Here is a 16,491-nt window from a genome sequence, read left to right as displayed (position 1 = left end):
ACGAGGTGCTCACACCCCGCCGCCGTTCCCCCCTTTGGCGGTTCGGGTGTTCCTACCCCCGAAGGAGCTACCCCCATGAACACGATCTTCCGTAAGAGCATGCTGTCCGTTGCTGGTCTCGCGTTCGCCGGTGGTGTGTTCGCCGGCCCGATCGCCGCCCACGCCAACCCGGCCGTGGACGCCAAGCCCACCGCCGCAGCGGTGGCCGTGCAGGCGGCGAAGCCGCAGGGCGACCAGTCGCACATCACCCTCAACGACGAGCAGAGCGCCAACGTCAAGGCGATCATCGCCGCGACGAAGAAGGCCGGCCTGCCCGAGCGCGCCGCGGTCATCTCCATCGCGACGAGCCTGCAGGAGTCCAAGCTGGAAAACCTGGGCCACCTCGGCGACAAGAACGACCACGACTCGCTGGGCCTGTTCCAGCAGCGCCCGAGCTCGGGTTGGGGTACGCCGGAGCAGATCACCGACCCCGAGTACTCCACGACCGCGTTCCTCAAGGGCCTCAAGCAGGTCGACGGGTGGCAGGACATGCCCCTGACCCAGGCCGCGCAGACCGTGCAGGTCTCGGCCTACCCGGACGCCTACGCCCAGTGGGAGCAGCAGGCCACCGACCTCGTCGCCCAGCACTGGAACAGCTGACCACCAGCACACCCGCACCACCGCACGGTAGAACCGTGAGAACACCGACCGCTGGCCGGCACCCGCAACCCGGGGTGCCGGCCAGCGGCGTATCTGTCACGTGATGGTGCGCGCCGGCGTCGTCGCGTCATTCGTTGGCGAGATCTTGGACAGTTTCCGTTCTCACGTAACGGAAACTGTCCAAGATCTCGCGATTCCGGGTCCTGGTTGAGCGTCGCGGTGGGGCGTCGCGGTGAGGTGGCTCCGTCGTGGGGTGGGTCGGGCACCGCGCTGGCCGACCCGTCGCGGGCGGGGCAGTGTCGTGCCGCGACGTGCGGCGACGCCACGGCGGCCCGTGCGGGAACGACGGTGGTTCGTGCGGCAACCGACCGCGGTCCGTGCGGCAACCGACGGCGGACCGCGCGCCAACCCGGGACGACCCGCGCGGGAACGACGACCACCCGCGCGGCAACCATGACCGCCCGCGAGGCAACCCGCGGCGGTCCGCGCGGCAACCGACGGTGGTTCGTGCAGGCAACCGACGGTGGTCTGCGCGCCAACCCACGGCGGTCCGGGCGCCAACCCCACGGCGCCCGCCCGGAAACGACGGCGGCCCACCCGGGAAGCCGGCGCGTCCGTGCGCCAACCCCGGCGGCGCGGAGACCGATGGGCGGCCTGCGCGGGGAACAAGGTGGGGGTGCGGCTGGTTGAGGACAGTGTCGGTGTGACTCAGTGTCCCCGGGCCTCACCTAATATCGCCTTCGCGGAATACCGTTCGGCTGGAGCCGCGTCGTGCCACTCGCCGAGAGGCGACCTGCACACCGACACCCAGCGCCGCCCCCGGCCCAACGGCCGGGGGCGGCGCTGTCGGTATCCCCGGTTCGCGAACCTGTCTCGGTTGACCTATGTTCAGAGGGTCGCTCGCGTGGGAGGGGGTGTCGGGGTTGGGCCTGCGGACCTTTATCGAGGGTTGGCCGGTGTACCGGCAGCTTACCGGCACGGACCCGCTGGGTCGGGGCGCGGCGGCGAAGTCCGACGGGTCCCGCGCGCTCACCGCCCGCACCGACACCGCCGATTCGGTCGCCCGTTCCGTCTGCCCGTACTGCGCCGTCGGGTGTGGTCAGCGGGTGTTCGTCAAGGACGGGCAGGTCAGTCAGATCGAGGGTGATCCGGACAGTCCGATCTCGCGGGGTCGGCTCTGCCCGAAGGGTTCGGCCAGTAAGAGCCTGGTGACCAGCCCGCTGCGGCAGACCACGGTGCGCTACCGCCGCCCGTACTCGACGCAGTGGGAGGATCTGGACCTCGACACGGCGCTCGACATGATCGCCGATCGGATCCTCGCCGCCCGGGAGCAGACCTGGGAGGACGTCGACACGCAGGGCCGGCCGCTCAACCGGACACTGGGCATCTCCAGCCTGGGCGGGGCGACGCTCGACAACGAGGAGAACTACCTGATCAAGAAGTTGTTCACCGCGATGGGGGCGCTTCAGATCGAGAATCAGGCCCGTATTTGACACTCCGCCACCGTCCCCGGTCTGGGGGCCAGCTTCGGTCGTGGCGGTGCGACGGATTTTCAGCAGGACATCGCCAACGCTGACGTGATCGTCATTCAGGGTTCGAACATGGCTGAGGCGCACCCGGTGGGTTTCCAGTGGGTGATGGAGGCCAAGCGCCGTGGGGCGAAGGTCTTCCACGTCGACCCACGGTTCACCCGGACGAGCGCGGTAGCGGACGCGTACCTGCCGATCCGGGCGGGCACGGACATCGCGTTGCTCGGTGGGGTGGTGCGTTACATCCTGGACAACGAGTTGGACTTCCGGGAGTACGTGCTGGCGTACACCAACGCGGCGACGATCGTCAGCGAGGAGTTCAGCGATACCGAGGACGGCGACGGTTTCTTCTCCGGTTTCGACCCGGAGACCGGCACGTACGTGCAGGACAGTTGGCAGTACGAGGGCCACGAGGACTCGTCGGGCAGTGGGCACACCGCCCAGGAGCGGGACAGCGCCGCAGGGTTGACGCACGAGTCGCACGGCGCGCAGGTGGGTGGGCAGACGCGGCGCGACGAGACGTTGCAGCATCCGCGCTGCGTTTACCAGATCCTGAAGCGACACTTCTCCCGCTACACGCCGGAGATGGTGGAGCGGGTCTGCGGTATTTCCCAGGCGCAGTTCCTGGAGTTGGCGCGGGCGTGGACGCAGAACTCCGGGCGGGACCGCACCGGCATGCTCATCTACTCGGTGGGCTGGACGCAGCACAGCGTGGGCGTGCAGTACATCCGCACCGGCGCGATCATCCAGCTCCTGCTGGGCAACATGGGTCGCCCGGGCGGCGGGGTGATGGCGCTTCGTGGGCACGCGAGCATCCAGGGCTCCACCGACATCCCGACACTGTTCAACCTGCTGCCCGGTTACCTGCCGATGCCGCACCACGCCGAGCACCCGAGCTTCGACGAGTGGGTGGACAGCATCCGCCACCCGGGGCAGAAGGGGTTCTGGGGTAACGCGCGGTCGTTCGCCGCGAGCCTGCTCAAGGCGTACTGGGGGGACGCGGCGACGCCGGAGAACGACTTCTGTTACGGCTATCTGCCGCGGATGACCGGTGATCACGGCACCTACCAGCAGGTGCTGAACATGATCGACGGGAAGATCAAGGGGTACTTCCTGCTCGGGCAGAACCCGGCCGTCGGGTCGGCGCACGGTCGGGCGCAGCGCCTCGGCATGGCCAACCTCGACTGGCTGGTGGTCCGGGACCTGTTCATGATCGAGAGCGCGACGTTCTGGCAGAACGGCCCCGAGGTCGCCACCGGGGAGATCGTGCCGCAGGAGTGCCGCACCGAGGTGTTCTTCCTGCCCGCGGCGTCGCATGTGGAGAAGGAGGGCACGTTCACCCAGACGCAGCGGTTGTTGCAGTGGCGGGAGAAGGCCGTCGAGCCGCCGGGCGACGCCCGCTCCGAGCTGTGGTTCTTCTATCACCTGGGCCGCAAACTGCGCGAGAAGCTGGCCGGGTCGCCGTTGCCGCGCGACCGGGCGCTGCTCGACCTGACCTGGGACTATCCCACGCACGGTCCGCACGCGGAGCCGAGCGCCGAGGCGGTGCTGCGCGAGATCAACGGGTACCACGTGGCGACCGGCGCGCCGTTGTCCAGCTTCGCGGAGGCCCGCGCCGACGGTTCCACAGCCGTCGGCTGCTGGATCTACACCGGGGTGTACGCCGACGGCGTCAACCAGGCCGCCCGCCGCAAGTCCCGGCACGAGCAGGACTGGGTGGCCGCCGAGTGGGGTTGGGCCTGGCCGGCGAACCGGCGCATCCTCTACAACCGGGCCTCGGCCGACCCGGACGGCAACCCGTGGAGTGAGCGCAAACGCTACGTGTGGTGGGACGCGGACAAGGGCGAGTGGACCGGTTACGACGTGCCGGACTTCGAGAAGACCAAACCACCGTCGTACCGGCCGCCTCCCGGTGCGTCGGGGACGGAGGGCATCGCCGGCGACGATCCGTTCGTCATGCAGGGCGACGGCAAGGGCTGGCTGTACGCGCCCAGCGGCGTCCTGGACGGCCCGCTGCCGACGCACTACGAGCCGGTGGAGTCGCCGGTGCGTAACCCGCTCTACGGTCAGCAGGCGAACCCGACCCGCAAGATGTACGCGCATCCGGTGAACTCGGTGAACCCGAGCCCGCCGCAGGAGCACAGTCAGGTGTTCCCGTACGTGTTCACTGTCAGCCGGCTCACCGAGCACCACACCGCCGGTGCGATGAGCCGGACCGTGTCACCGTTGGCCGAGTTGCAACCGGAGATGTTCGTCGAGGTGTCCCCGGAACTGGCCGGCGAGGTCGGGTTGGCGCATCTGGGCTGGGCGCACCTGGTCAGTGGTCGCGCGGTGATCGAGGCGAAGGTGCTGGTGACCGACCGGCTGACTCCGCTGCGGGTGGACGGTCGGGTCATCCACCAGGTGTGGTTGCCGTACCACTTCGGTTTTGAGGGTTTGGTGACCGGCGACTCGGCCAACGACCTGTTCGGGATCAGCCTGGATCCGAACGTGCTGATTCAGGAGAGCAAGGTGGGCACCTGCGACGTGCGGCCGGGCCGGCGTCCCACCGGGCCGGCGTTGCTCGACCTGGTGGCCGACTACCAGCGGCGTGCCGGGATCAACCCGGGCCAGCACGCCCCGGCCGTGACCACTGACGATGAGGGGAAGGAGCACGGTGCTTCCTGACCCGAACAGCCTGTACGGGCCGCTGGACCCGGCACCGGACGCGGGCTACGAGGACGCGCCGCCGCGGATGGGGTTCTTCACCGATACCAGCGTCTGTATCGGTTGCAAGGCGTGTGAGGTGGCCTGCAAGGAGTGGAACGGTGTGCCGGAGAGTGGCCTGGATCTGCTGGGTATGTCGTACGACAACACCGGCGCTCTGACCGCGAACTCGTGGCGCCACGTCGCGTTCATCGAGCAACCCCGGCCGGCCGGGCATCGCGCGCCGCCGTTCGTGGGAACGCCGACCGAGGGTTCGGCCAGCGCGGCGTCGGCGGTCGTGGCGGCCCGCACCGGTGGGCGCACCGGCACTGACCCGGGCGTGCCGACCGGTGCGCCGTCGGCGGCCGCCGGGATGGCCGCGGGCGGGCCGGTGGACGTGCTGGGTGCCCCGATGGGCGCCGGCCCGGCCGATCCGATCGCCGGGAGCGGGGGTGGCGCCGGTCCGCAGTTCCTCGGGATGCCGGGTGCGCAGCCGCCGGGGCGGGGCACGGGCGCGGAGGGTCGGACGGATTTCCGGTGGTTGATGATGTCGGATGTCTGTAAGCACTGCACGCATGCGGCCTGTCTGGATGTGTGTCCGACGGGTTCGTTGTTCCGGACGGAGTTCGGGACGGTGGTGGTGCAGGAGGACATCTGCAACGGCTGCGGTTACTGCATCTCCGCCTGCCCGTACGGGGTGATTGACCAGCGTAAGGACGACGGTCGGGCGTGGAAGTGCACGTTGTGCTACGACCGGTTGGGTGTGGGAATGACGCCGGCGTGTGCGCAGGCGTGTCCGACCGAGTCGATCCAGTACGGGCCCCTCGACGAGTTGCGCGAACGCGCCGCCGCCCGGGTGGCGACGCTGCACGAGCGGGGGGTGCCCGAGGCGCGACTGTACGGGCACGACCCGAACGACGGCGTGGGTGGTGACGGGGCGTTCTTCCTGCTGCTGGACGAGCCTGAGGTGTACGGGCTGCCACCGGACCCGGTGGTGACCACCCGCGACCTACCGGCCATGTGGAAACGCGCCGGCCTCGCCGCGCTCGCCATGGCGGCGGCGACCGTCGCCGCGTTCGTCGGAGGTTCTTCATGACGCCACCGGGCCCGGTCGGCGACCGGTTCCGCCGCTTCCGGGAGCGGCTCGCCGACGAGCACAGCAACCAACCCTCGGTGAGCGCCCCCGGGGGCGACCTGACGGTCCGGCGAGACGCCAACCGTCGGCGCGGCGGGCGGCGCGGTGGCGGCGAGGAACTGCGGGTGCCGGAGGCCGAGTTCACCTCCTACTACGGTCGGCCCGTCCTGAAGCCGCCGGTCTGGAAGTGGGACATCGCCGCGTACCTGTTCACCGGCGGGTTGGCCGCCGGCTCATCGTTGCTCGCCGCGGGCGGGCAGCTCACCAGGCGGCCCGCGTTGCGGCGCGCCGGCCGGGTCACCGCGTTGGCCGCCGTCAGCGCCAGCGCCGTCTTCCTGGTCAGGGATCTGGGCCGGCCGGCGCGGTTCCACCACATGCTGCGGGTGGCCAAGCCGACCTCGCCGATGTCGATGGGCACCTGGATCCTCACCGCGTACGGGCCGGCGGCGGGCGTCGCCGCGATCGCCGAGGCGGCCGGTGTGCTGCCCCGGCACGGTCTGCTCGGGCTGGCCGGTCGGGTGCTGCCGCCGGTCGGGCACGCCGCCGGGCTGCTCGCCGCCGGCACCGCGCCCGCGCTGGCCACGTACACCGGGGTGTTGCTGGCCGACACGGCGGTGCCGTCGTGGCATGAGGCGTACCCCGAGCTGCCGGTGATCTTCGCGGGCAGCGCGTTGGCCAGCGGCGCCGGCGTGGGTCTGCTCGCCGCGCCGCCGGCCCAGGCCGGGCCGGCCCGCCGGATGGCGGTGGCCGGCGCGGCCCTGGAGCTGTACGGCGCGCACCGGGTGGAGACCCGTCTCGGCCTGCTCAGCGAGCCCTACCGGTTGGGCCGGCCGGGTCGGTTGCTACGCGCCGGCCGGCTGCTGACCGCCGGTGGGGTGGCCGGCGCGCTGCTGGGCCAGCGCAGCCGGGTGGTCGGTGCGCTCTCCGGGACCGCGCTGCTGGCCGCGTCGGTGCTGACCCGGTTCGGGATCTTCTACGGCGGCGTCGCCTCGGCCCGTGACCCCCGGTACACGGTGGTTCCGCAACGCGAACGGGTCGAAGCGCGGCGAAGCGGCATGGATCTTCCATCTGATCGGGCGGCCCCGCCCGCGGTGTGATCGAATGTCCGGTGGAGGCGTTCAGGCGGCTGGTGCCCCTCCCGGTCTTCAAAACCGGAGTGGTCCGGGACCCGGGCCAGGCGGGTTCGATTCCCGTCCGTCTCCGCCACACCGCTTGCAGGAGATGACGTGATGGGCGACGGCCCGGTGGACCCGCGACGCCGGGTGCCCCGTACGGACACGCTGCTGGCCGACCCGGTGCTGGCCGCCGCCACGGTGACCCTCGGCCGGGAGCAGGTCAAGGCGATCGTCTCCCGCGCGCAGGACCGCGCCCGTCGCGGCGAGCTCCACCCCGACGAGGTACGCGACGCCGCGGTCGTCGCGTTGCCCACTCCCGGCCCCCGGGTGGTGCTCAACGCCACCGGCGTCGTGCTGCACACCAACCTGGGCCGGGCCCCGTTGTCGCCCGCCGCCGTCGCCGCGGTGGTGGCCGCCGCCGGGCACACCGACGTCGAGTTGGACCTGGCCACCGGCCGGAGGGCCCGTCGCGGCCGGGGCGCGCTCGACGCGCTGGCCGCCGCCGTGCCCGACGCCGGCGCCGTGCACGTGGTCAACAACGGCGCCGCCGCGCTGGTGCTGGCCGCCACCGCGTTGGCCGCCGGCCGGGAGATCGTCGTCAGCCGGGGTGAGCTGGTCGAGATCGGCGACGGTTTCCGCCTGCCTGACCTGCTGGAGAGCACCGGTGCGCGGCTGCGCGAGGTGGGCACCACCAACCGCACCACGGTCGCCGACTACGCCGCCGCCCTCGGCCCGCAGACCGGCTTCGTGCTCAAGGTGCACCCGTCGAACTTCCGGGTCACCGGCTTCACCTCCGCCGTCGGGGTGCGGCAACTGGCCACACTCGGGGTGCCGGTGGTCGCCGACATCGGCTCCGGGCTGCTCGGCGCGGACCCGCTGCTGCCCGACGAACCGGACGCGGCCAGCACCCTGCGCGCGGGCGCCGCACTGGTCACCGCCAGCGGCGACAAGCTGCTCGGTGGGCCGCAGGCGGGGCTGCTGCTGGGTGACGCCGAGCTGATCGACCGGCTGCGTCGCCACCCGCTGGCCCGGGCGCTGCGGGTGGACAAGCTCACCCTGGCCGCGCTGACCGCCACCCTGCACCAACCGGGCACCCCGACCCGGGCGGCGCTGCACGCCGACCCGGGTGTGCTGCGCGAACGGGTGGAGCGGCTGCGCGACCGCCTCGGCGCGGACGGCCGCAAGGCGGAGGTGGTGCCGGCCGTCGCGGTGGTCGGCGGGGGCGGCGCCCCCGGGGTGGAGCTGGACTCGTGGGCGTTGAGCCTGCCCGAGCGGTACGCGGCGCCGCTGCGCACCGGAGAGCCGCCGGTCCTCGGCCGGGTGGTACGCGGCCGGCTCCTGCTCGACCTGCGCTGTGTGCCCGCCGACGCCGACGAGGCCGTCCGCCAGGCCGTGCTGCGCGTACCCGGGAACGACTGACAGTGTTCGTCGTCGCGACCGCCGGGCACGTCGACCACGGCAAATCGACCCTCGTGCGGGCGTTGACCGGGATGGAACCCGACCGGTGGGCGGAGGAACGCCGCCGGGGGATGACCATCGACCTGGGTTTCGCCTGGACGACACTGCCGTCCGGCGGCACCGTCGCGTTCGTCGACGTACCCGGGCACGAACGGTTCGTGCCGAACATGCTCGCCGGGGTCGGCCCGGTCCCGGCGGCGCTGATCGTGGTGGCCGCCGACGAGGGGTGGATGCCGCAGTCCGCCGAGCACCTGGCCGCCCTCGACGCGCTCGGTGTCGCGTACGGCCTGCTGGCGGTGACCCGCGCGGACCTGGCCGACCCGGGGCCGGCGATGGCCCGCGCGCGCGCCGAGATCGCCGCGACCAGCCTCGGCGCGGTGCCGGCGGTGGCGGTCAGTGGCCTGACCGGTGCGGGCCTGCCGGAGTTGCGGGCCGCCCTGGACCGGCTCGCCGCCGACCTGCCGGCGCCGGTGCTGGACGATCCGGTCCGGCTCTGGGTGGACCGCAGCTTCACCGTGCGGGGCAGCGGCACCGTCGTCACCGGCACCCTCGGCGCCGGTCGACTGCGGGTGGGCGACGAACTGGAGCTGGCCGGCGCCGACGAACCGGTCCGGGTCCGTGGCCTGCACTCGCTGGGCGAGCCCCGACCGGAGACGGCGGCGGTCGCCCGGGTCGCGGTCAACCTGCGCGGTACGCCCCGCGACCGGCTCGGTCGGGGCGACGCGCTGCTCACCCCGGGCCGGTTTCACCACACCGACCTGGTCGACGTCCGGCTCGCCGGCGACCCGGCCGCCGACCTGCCGGCCACCCTCACCCTGCATGTCGGGTCGGCGGCGGTGCCGGTACGGGTGCGCCCGCTCGGCCCGGACACCGTCCGGCTGCGGCTGGCCCGACCGTTGCCGTTGCTGGTGGGCGACCGGGCGCTGCTGCGGGACCCGGGTCGCCACCACGTCAGCGGCGGGGTGTGGGTGTTGGACGTGGCACCCCCACCGTTGGCTCGACGCGGCGCGGCGGCCGCCCGCGCCCAGGTCCTCGCCGAGCTGGACGGTCGACCCGACCTGGCGGGGGAGCTGCGCCGCCGCCGGCTGGTCCGGGCCGGCGCGTTGGTCCGGATGGGCGTGCCGGTGCCCACCGTGTCGGATCGGGACCGGCCGGAGTTCGCCCAGCCGGTGGCCGGTGACTGGTTGGCCGACCCCGCGTACTGGCGGGTGCTCGCCGAGCGGCTGACCGAGGAGGTCGCCCGCCACGCGCGCGAGCACCCGTTGGAGCCCGGGATGCCGGTGGACGCGTTGCGGCAGCGTCTCGCCCTGCCCGACCGGGCGCTGGTCGAGGCGCTGGTCCGGCCGCCGCTGCGGATCCACTCCGGCCGGGTCGGGGCGTCGAGCACCGACGCGCTGCCCGAACCGGTGGCCCGGGCCGTGCAGCGGGTCCGCGCCGAGTACGGCGACCGGCCGTTCCGCGCCCCCGAAGCCGATCGCCTCGTCGACCTCGGTCTGGGTCCCCGGGAGATCGGTGCCGCGGTGCGCGCCGGTGCCCTACTGCGGTTGGCCGACAACGTGGTGTTGCTGCCCGACGTGCTCGACGACGCGGTGCGGGTGCTGGCCGGGCTGCCGCAGCCGTTCACCCTCTCCGCGGCGCGGCAGGCGTTGGACACCACCCGCCGGGTGGCGGTGCCCCTGCTGGAGTTGCTGGACCGGCGGGGCGCGACCCGCCGGCTGCCCGACGACGCCCGGATCGTCGTCACCTGAGCGCCGCGCCGACCACCGTCAGTCGAGGTCGGACATGTCCAGCACGAAGCGGTAGCGGACGTCGTTTCGCCGCAGGCGGTCGAGTGCCGTGCCCACCTGCGCCGACGGGAGGATCTCGATGTCGGCGGCGACGCCGTTGTCGGCGCAGAACTGGAGCATCTCAGCCGTCGAGCGGCGGCCTCCGCTCCCGGCGGAGCTGAGCCTCTTGCGGCCGATGAGCAGGTCGGTGGTCTCGACGGTCACCGGTCCCAGGTATCCGAGCAGGCTGAGGGTGCCGTCCATCGCCACCAGCCGCAGGTACGGCGCGAGGTCGTGCGGTGCGGAGATGGTGTCGATGACGAGGTCGAAGGTGTCGCGGGCGGCAGCCATCTGCTGGGGATCGGTGGAGTCGACGAGGTCGTGTGCGCCGAGCCGACGGGCGTCGTCCCGCTTGTCCAGGGTGCGGCTGATCACGGTCGTGGTGGCGCCGAGTGCCACGGCCATCTTGACCGCGAGGTGGCCCAGGCCGCCGAGCCCGGCCACGGCGACGCGGGTGCCTGGGCCGACGTTGTGGGAGCGCAGGGGTTCCCACACGGTGACGCCGGCGCACAGCAGCGGGGCGGCTGCGGCCAGGTGGAGGCCGGCGGGGAGTGGGTAGGCGAAGGTGTCCCGCACGACGTATTCGCGGGAGAAGCCACCCAGCGTCGTCGACCCGTCCTGCCGGTCCGTGCCGCCGTAGGTCAGGGTCGGGAAGGAGTGGCAGAAGTTCTCCTGTCCGGCCGCGCACATCGCGCAGGCGCCGCAGGAGTCGACGATGTTGCCCACCGCGACGCTCTGGCCGATCGAGAAGCGGGTCACCTCGGGGCCGGTGTCAATCACCACGCCGGTGAATTCGTGCCCCGGCACCAGTGCGGCGTCGGCGTGCTGGTCGTGGTCGCGCAGGGCGTGCAGGTCGCTGTGGCAGACCCCGCAGTAGTCGACGCGCACCGCGATGTCGTCCGGACGTAGGTCACGGCGCTCGATCGGGCTACGCCACAGTTCCGTCGGGCCGGTTGCTCGCCATCCGGTGGTCCTTCGCATGATCGACTCTTTTCTAAACAGACTGTTCGGTCTGTTGGAGCTTAGGTCGGGCCGCGAGCCGAAGCAAACCAACTGTTCTGTTTTGCTACTGTGGGGCCATGCCGGAGCAGCCCCTGACCTCGCGAGGTGCCGCGACCTACCAGCGCATCCTGGACGCCGCCACCGAGGAGTTCGCCCAACACGGCATCGCCGGGGCCCGCGTCGACCGCATCGTGACGGCGGCCCGCACCAACAAGGCGCAGCTCTACGCCTACTTCGGGGACAAGGAACGACTCTTCGACGCGATCTTCCTCAGCTCGCTGGAACGCATCACCAACGTCGTGCCCATCGACGCCGACGATCTCGCGGACTGGGCCGTCCGCCTCTACGACGAATACCTGCGCCGCCCCGACCTCATCCGGCTCGCGACCTGGACGCGGCTGGAACGCCGGCCCGCAGGACACCTCGTCGAGACCCACCAGCACTACGACGATCGCAAGCTCACGGCGATCGCCGAGGCCCAGGCCGCCGGCCGGATCCGCGGTGGTGACCCGTTCGACATCATGGCCCTGGTCATCGCGATGTCGATGGCCTGGTCGCCGGTGAGCAACGTCTACGCCGCCAGCGGCCAGGAACCCGACGACGTGCACTCCCGCCGTCGTGCTCTGCTTCGCGACTGCGTCCGGCGAGCCATCGTGCCGACGGACCAGGATCACCCCGACCGCTGAGCGCCGCGACCGATCCGGTGCTGACCCGGTTGCGCCGAGATGCGACGGTGGGCTGATGGTCGAGGTGTCCCCGTCCCGGTCGTGCGGTCGTCGGTGGCGCGTCGTCTCGGTGGCGCTGCGTTGGGCGCTGCCGGTGCTGTGGGTGCTGTGGGCCGCTCTGGCGTGGTGGGTCGAGCCCCGCGAGTCGACCGAAGCCCAACTCGACCGGGATCTCGCGGCTGGCCGGGTGGTGACCTATCAGCGGGCGAACGGCTGGGACGACGACGACCCCTACTGGGGCAGCCGACCTGATCTGCGGCCCGCCGAGCAGGGTTGGATGATCACGTGGACGGTGCCCAGCGGTCAGACCCGGTACGCCTCGGTCCAACCGCCCGACCTCCAGCCGTACTCGGCGGGGCCGGACCGGCCAGCGCGGACCGGGCTGGATGCGCGGCTCGCCGCCGTCGCCGATCCGTGGCACGCCGTCGGGGACGTGGCGTCCCGGATTGCGACCACGGCGGGTCTGCTCGCCGGTGTGCTGACTCTGCTGTGGCTGGGCCGGCTGATCGTCGGCGCGCCGCCGCTGGCCGGCACGAGGTGGTTCTGGTTCTGGGTGGGGCTCCTGCCGTTCGGGGTGGGTGTGCTGGCGTGGACCTACCGGGAGGTGTGGAGACCACCGTCGGCGCCGGTGCCCGGCCGGGGCTCGGGGTGGCGTGGCTTCGGCTGGTTGATCCTCGCCGGAGTCGGGATCAGCCTGCTGGTGTCCGTCGCCCGGATCGTGTTCGGAACGACGGTGGTGCCGGGCTGAGCCGGCGGTGCTGGCCAACCGACCCCGAGGTCGGCGGTGGTCACCTACGGTGACGCCATGGACCCTTCGGCGGTCTGGCGGGACCGGCAGCACCGGTGGCGGATCGAGGCGTACCGCGCTCCGGACCTGCGCTTCGCCATCTACGCCACCAGCGGCCCCACCGAGTCGGTGCCGCTGTGGCTGTTCGGGATGTCGGCGCTGGCCCGGTGGCTGATGACCCACGCCATCTCGCTGGACGACCTGGAGGTCGACTGAGCCGGGCGCGGTCGCAAACCGGGCCCGCGCCGCGGCCCGCTGCGGTTGAGTGACCTCAGGCGGCGGACGGGGGTACGCGATGGGCGGTCAGCTCGGGCAGTTGGCGTTGGTGGCCGTGCTGGTGCTCGTCAACGCCGCGCTCTCCGGCAGTGAGATGGCGTTGGTGACCCTGCGCGAGGGGCAGTTGCGGCGGCTGGGTCGGCGCAGCCGGGCCGGGGACCGGTTGGTGCGGTTGTCCCACGACCCCAACCGCTACCTGGCCACGATTCAGCTCGGGATCACCCTGGCCGGGTTCCTCGCGTCGGCGGCGGCCGCGGTGTCGTTGGCCGGTCCGCTGGTCGGCCCGTTGGGTTTCCTCGGAGGGGCGGCCCGTCCCGCCGCGGTGCTGCTGGTGACCGTGGCGTTGACGTTCGTCACGCTGGTGCTGGGCGAGTTGGCGCCGAAGCGGCTGGCCATGCAGCGGGCCGAGCGGTGGGCGTTGCTGAGTGCCGGTCCGTTGGACCTGCTCGCCCGGGTGTCCCGGCCGGCGGTGTGGTTGCTCAGCCGGGCCACCGACGCGGTCGTGCGACTCGCCGGTGGCGATCCGAGGGCCAATCGGGAGGAGATGACCGAGGAGGAGCTGCGGGAGATGCTGGCCAGCCAGCGCGGCCTGTCGGCCCAGCAGCGGGAGATCCTGACCGGCGCGTTCGACATCGCCGGCCGGACGCTGCGCGAGATCCTGGTGGCACGGCGGGAGGTCACCACGCTGCCGGCGAGCCTGGCCGCCGACGAGGGGGTCCGACGGCTGGCCGCCGCCGGGCGGTCCCGCGCACCCGTCACCGGTCCCGGCGGCCTCGACGAGGTGCTCGGGGTGGTGCACATCCGTGACCTGGTGCGGGCCGGCACCGCGCCGGTGGGCGAGCGGGTCCGCGCGCCACTGCTGCTGCCGGTGACCCTGCCGGTCGCCGACGCGATGCGTCAGCTGCGGCAGGAACATCAGCAACTGGCCCTGGTCGTCGACGAGCACGGGGGCATCGACGGCATGGTCACCATGGAGGACCTGCTGGCCGAGGTGGTCGGCGAGTTGTACGACGAGACCGACCGTGACGTGCGGGGGGTGGTCCGGGAACCGGACGGGTCTCTGCTGGTGCCCGGTGACTTTCCGCTGCACGACCTGCCGGATCTGGGGGTGCGGCTGAGCTTCCCGTTGTCCCGGGACTACACGACCGTCGCCGGTCTGGTGCTGGCCCGGCTGCGGCACCTGCCGGACTCCCCGGGTGAGACGGTGCGGCTGCCCGGGCTGACCCTGCAGGTGGTGGAGGTCGCCGACCGGGCGGTACGCCGGGTGCGGCTCTGCGGGTTCGTCACCGAGCGCTGAGCATCACTCAGAAGAATGACATAACGTCTAAAAAGGTACGCAGGTAAGGGTGGTCCCCATACGGTGCCAGACGTGAAGGACCGAGGTTTGCGGACGTTCGTCACGGTGCTGGCCGGTCTCGCGGTGATCTACTTCGGCAGCGCCGGGCGCAGTCCGGAGGAGGGCCGGGGCATCTCCGGCGGGGTGGTGGTCCTGGCGTTGCTCGCCGCGTTGCTGGTGTGGCACCTGACCCGCCCGGGGGACAAGACGGTCAAGTGAGCGCCTCACCGGGCGGCGACGCGGGTGACCTCACCGGCGGACTCCTCACCCAGCGCCACCCGCACCAACGCTGAGGCGAGCCTCCCGAAGTCCGGTTCGGCGACGAGACCGGCGAGCCGGTCCGGGGACCCCGGCAGACCCAGCCGCTTCGCCCCGGCCAGGGCCCGACGGTCGGCGTACGGGCGCACGTCCGACCAGACCGACTGTGCCTCGCGCAGGTAGATGTCCGCCCCGGTGGGGCCGATGCCGGGGAACTCGGTGAGTCGCCGACGCAGCCCGGCGGGATCACCCTGGGCTTCCCGGTGCAGCCGTCGCAGGTCACCGTGCCAGCGGTCCAGGCACAGCCGGGCGCCGGTGCCGAGCATGGTGGCGGTCCGCTCGTCGTAGCGGCGGTAGTGGCCCCGCCCCAGCGCGTCGACGCGCTCCTGCCAACTGGCCGCCTCCATCGCCTGTGGGGTGCGGTAACCGGCGGCGAACAGCTCCCGGACGGCGTCCACCGCCACACACGCCCGGATCCGGGTGCTCAGCAGCGTGGTCAGCACCAACAGCTGGTAGAGCGGGCCGGGCCGGTCGGCGAGCCGGATGCCGGCCTCCTCGGCGTACGTGCGGCCACGCCGGTCGAGCAGGACCCGCACCACCCGTCGGTCATCGCCCATCTTGGCGGGTTACCCAGTTGCGGACGGGCTAGCCGTCGCACCGGTGCCCGCAGCCGGAATGCCACCGGGGCGGGCGGGTATGCCGGCGGTGGAGGCGGTCGATGCCGCCTGCCGTACCCGGAAGGGAGACACCCGTGGTCAATCCCCAGCAGGAAGAGCTCCGGCGCAATGCCAAGGGAGCCACCAGCCAGGACAGCAAGGGGCCCAAGCCGACCGGGCACCCGCTCAACCGTGGTTCGTCGCGCGGGGACGCCGGTCGACCGGTGCCCAAGGGGCAGGTGTCGCCGTACGGCCCGGCCGGTGAGCCGGTGGCCGAGGACGACAGCGACACCCGCTGACCCGGTCAGCGACCGCGACCTGGCGGCCGCCGCAACCTGTTCCAGGTGGCGGCGGCCGCCAGCCCGTACGCGAGGTGCGGAATGATGTCGGAGATCCAGTCGGAGCGCCGCCAGGTGCGCGGGTCGCTGATCCCGAGCACCGTGATCGACCCGTCGGTCATGGTCATGACGCCGGCGCCGAGCAGCCCGGTGGCCACCGGCAACGGCTGACGCCGACCACCGGCGTAGAACGCGAACCCGACGCCTGCGGCGACCCCCAGGGCGTAACCGATGAGCGGCCCGAGGCCCGAGCGGCGGTTGGCCGCCCGGGCCCCGTTGCCCAGGTCCACGTGCGCGATCCCGGCCAGCCGGTCGACGGTCTCCTGCGGGACGTCGCTCTCGGGCCGTCCCCGCAGTGCCATGTCGAGGTAGCTGACCACGTTCAGCGCGGTGCTGCCGACGGCGCCCGCGATGGCGCCGTCGGCCACGTCGACCCTGCTCACTTCGGGTCGCCCGGTTCGCGCTCGCTCTTCGGGCCGTACGCGCGGTCACCGCGTACCACGCCGCGTTGGCCGCGATCCTCCTGCAGGATCCGGTTGGCGACCTGGTTGGCCTTGCCGTCGGGCACTCGGCGTCCGGAGTCGTCGATCGCGTTGCGCAACCGTGCCCGCTGCTTGTCGTACGCGTTACTACCCGGCCGTGGTCCTGGCATCTGTGCCTCCTTCGTCGGTCTGGGCACCTGGTGCTGCCCACCGTCCGCTGGGCGTACCGCGGCCGTCTACCCGC

16 protein-coding genes and 1 tRNA gene are annotated in these 16,491 nt (G+C 72.4%); 13 read left to right on the top strand and 4 right to left on the bottom strand.

The window, feature by feature from the left end; genetic code table 11:
- Positions 1-75 precede the first annotated feature (75 nt).
- The 7 genes from AB0C03_RS07515 to selB all read left to right on the top strand — a co-directional run bounded on the left by AB0C03_RS07515 (position 76) and on the right by selB (position 10,309).
- Positions 76-639: a hypothetical protein gene (locus AB0C03_RS07515; RefSeq protein WP_357635276.1), complete on the top strand. Its 564-nt coding sequence runs from the start codon at positions 76-78 to the stop codon at positions 637-639.
- Between the two features lie 923 nt (positions 640-1,562).
- Positions 1,563-4,835, top strand: a complete 3,273-nt coding sequence (gene fdh / locus AB0C03_RS07510; RefSeq protein ID WP_357635540.1) for a formate dehydrogenase — start codon at positions 1,563-1,565, stop codon at positions 4,833-4,835.
- Positions 4,825-5,949, top strand: a complete 1,125-nt coding sequence (locus AB0C03_RS07505; protein ID WP_357635273.1) for a 4Fe-4S dicluster domain-containing protein — start codon at positions 4,825-4,827, stop codon at positions 5,947-5,949. Before fdh ends, AB0C03_RS07505 begins: the two co-directional genes overlap by 11 nt.
- Entirely contained in the window at positions 5,946-7,085 is a 1,140-nt protein-coding gene (gene nrfD / locus AB0C03_RS07500; RefSeq protein WP_357635271.1) for an NrfD/PsrC family molybdoenzyme membrane anchor subunit, read from the top strand. Before AB0C03_RS07505 ends, nrfD begins: the two co-directional genes overlap by 4 nt.
- Positions 7,086-7,098: 13 nt before the next feature.
- Positions 7,099-7,194 (top strand) — tRNA-Sec (locus tag AB0C03_RS07495).
- Positions 7,195-7,217: 23 nt separating this feature from the next.
- Entirely contained in the window at positions 7,218-8,522 is a 1,305-nt protein-coding gene (selA, locus tag AB0C03_RS07490; RefSeq protein ID WP_357635268.1) for an L-seryl-tRNA(Sec) selenium transferase, read from the top strand.
- 2 nt (positions 8,523-8,524) lie between these two features.
- Positions 8,525-10,309, top strand: coding sequence for a selenocysteine-specific translation elongation factor (gene selB, locus AB0C03_RS07485; RefSeq protein WP_357635265.1), 1,785 nt, complete (start codon positions 8,525-8,527; stop codon positions 10,307-10,309).
- Positions 10,310-10,327: 18 nt separating this feature from the next.
- Here the strand turns inward: selB and AB0C03_RS07480 are convergent, their stop codons facing one another.
- Positions 10,328-11,368 carry an NAD(P)-dependent alcohol dehydrogenase gene (locus AB0C03_RS07480; protein ID WP_357635263.1) on the bottom strand — a complete coding sequence of 347 codons (1,041 nt, stop codon included), beginning with the start codon at positions 11,366-11,368 and terminating at the stop codon, positions 10,328-10,330.
- A gap of 98 nt (positions 11,369-11,466) precedes the next feature.
- Here AB0C03_RS07480 and AB0C03_RS07475 point away from each other — a divergent pair, with 98 nt between their 5' ends.
- The 5 genes from AB0C03_RS07475 (at position 11,467) to AB0C03_RS07455 (ending at position 14,732) form a co-directional block, all read left to right on the top strand.
- Complete coding sequence (locus AB0C03_RS07475; protein ID WP_030327724.1) at positions 11,467-12,075, top strand: TetR/AcrR family transcriptional regulator; 609 nt, start codon at positions 11,467-11,469, stop codon at positions 12,073-12,075.
- 55 nt (positions 12,076-12,130) lie between these two features.
- On the top strand, positions 12,131-12,862 hold the full coding sequence (locus AB0C03_RS07470) for a hypothetical protein (protein ID WP_357635259.1): 732 nt from the start codon (positions 12,131-12,133) through the stop codon (positions 12,860-12,862).
- 57 nt (positions 12,863-12,919) lie between these two features.
- On the top strand, positions 12,920-13,117 hold the full coding sequence (locus AB0C03_RS07465) for a hypothetical protein (protein ID WP_110566850.1): 198 nt from the start codon (positions 12,920-12,922) through the stop codon (positions 13,115-13,117).
- 79 nt (positions 13,118-13,196) lie between these two features.
- Positions 13,197-14,474, top strand: coding sequence for a hemolysin family protein (locus tag AB0C03_RS07460; protein ID WP_030327721.1), 1,278 nt, complete (start codon positions 13,197-13,199; stop codon positions 14,472-14,474).
- A 72-nt stretch (positions 14,475-14,546) separates the two neighbouring features.
- The gene (locus tag AB0C03_RS07455) at positions 14,547-14,732 is read left to right on the top strand and encodes a hypothetical protein (RefSeq protein WP_036410487.1); all 186 of its coding nucleotides are present in this window, start codon (positions 14,547-14,549) and stop codon (positions 14,730-14,732) included.
- Between the two features lie 5 nt (positions 14,733-14,737).
- Here the strand turns inward: AB0C03_RS07455 and AB0C03_RS07450 are convergent, their stop codons facing one another.
- On the bottom strand, positions 14,738-15,388 hold the full coding sequence (locus AB0C03_RS07450) for a hypothetical protein (RefSeq protein WP_357635255.1): 651 nt from the start codon (positions 15,386-15,388) through the stop codon (positions 14,738-14,740).
- A 134-nt stretch (positions 15,389-15,522) separates the two neighbouring features.
- On the opposite strand from AB0C03_RS07450, the gene AB0C03_RS07445 reads away from it, so the two are divergent.
- Positions 15,523-15,726 (top strand): hypothetical protein, encoded by a 204-nt coding sequence (locus AB0C03_RS07445; protein ID WP_203121130.1) that lies wholly within the window; start codon positions 15,523-15,525, stop codon positions 15,724-15,726.
- Between the two features lie 5 nt (positions 15,727-15,731).
- On the opposite strand, the gene AB0C03_RS07440 is transcribed toward AB0C03_RS07445, so the two are convergent.
- Positions 15,732-16,208, bottom strand: coding sequence for a hypothetical protein (locus tag AB0C03_RS07440; protein WP_030327718.1), 477 nt, complete (start codon positions 16,206-16,208; stop codon positions 15,732-15,734).
- On the bottom strand, positions 16,205-16,417 hold the full coding sequence (locus AB0C03_RS07435) for a hypothetical protein (protein WP_030327717.1): 213 nt from the start codon (positions 16,415-16,417) through the stop codon (positions 16,205-16,207). The genes AB0C03_RS07440 and AB0C03_RS07435 overlap by 4 nt, the downstream gene beginning before the upstream one ends.
- Positions 16,418-16,491 lie beyond the last annotated feature (74 nt).

The sequence above is a fragment of the Micromonospora parva genome (assembly GCF_040649675.1).
GTDB lineage: Bacteria > Actinomycetota > Actinomycetes > Mycobacteriales > Micromonosporaceae > Micromonospora > Micromonospora parva.
Note: the sequence above shows the minus strand (reverse complement) of the source record. Positions and strands in the feature narration are given on the sequence as shown.

Coding starts and splice junctions, on each gene's coding strand:
- AB0C03_RS07470 (WP_357635259.1), top strand. CDS start 12,131: ATGGTCGAGGTGTCCCCGTCCCGGTCGTGCGGTCGTCGGTGGCGCGTC.
- AB0C03_RS07475 (WP_030327724.1), top strand. CDS start 11,467: ATGCCGGAGCAGCCCCTGACCTCGCGAGGTGCCGCGACCTACCAGCGC.
- AB0C03_RS07460 (WP_030327721.1), top strand. CDS start 13,197: ATGGGCGGTCAGCTCGGGCAGTTGGCGTTGGTGGCCGTGCTGGTGCTC.
- AB0C03_RS07480 (WP_357635263.1), bottom strand. CDS start 11,368: ATGCGAAGGACCACCGGATGGCGAGCAACCGGCCCGACGGAACTGTGG.
- AB0C03_RS07450 (WP_357635255.1), bottom strand. CDS start 15,388: ATGGGCGATGACCGACGGGTGGTGCGGGTCCTGCTCGACCGGCGTGGC.
- AB0C03_RS07515 (WP_357635276.1), top strand. CDS start 76: ATGAACACGATCTTCCGTAAGAGCATGCTGTCCGTTGCTGGTCTCGCG.
- AB0C03_RS07435 (WP_030327717.1), bottom strand. CDS start 16,417: ATGCCAGGACCACGGCCGGGTAGTAACGCGTACGACAAGCAGCGGGCA.
- AB0C03_RS07465 (WP_110566850.1), top strand. CDS start 12,920: ATGGACCCTTCGGCGGTCTGGCGGGACCGGCAGCACCGGTGGCGGATC.
- nrfD (WP_357635271.1), top strand. CDS start 5,946: ATGACGCCACCGGGCCCGGTCGGCGACCGGTTCCGCCGCTTCCGGGAG.
- selA (WP_357635268.1), top strand. CDS start 7,218: ATGGGCGACGGCCCGGTGGACCCGCGACGCCGGGTGCCCCGTACGGAC.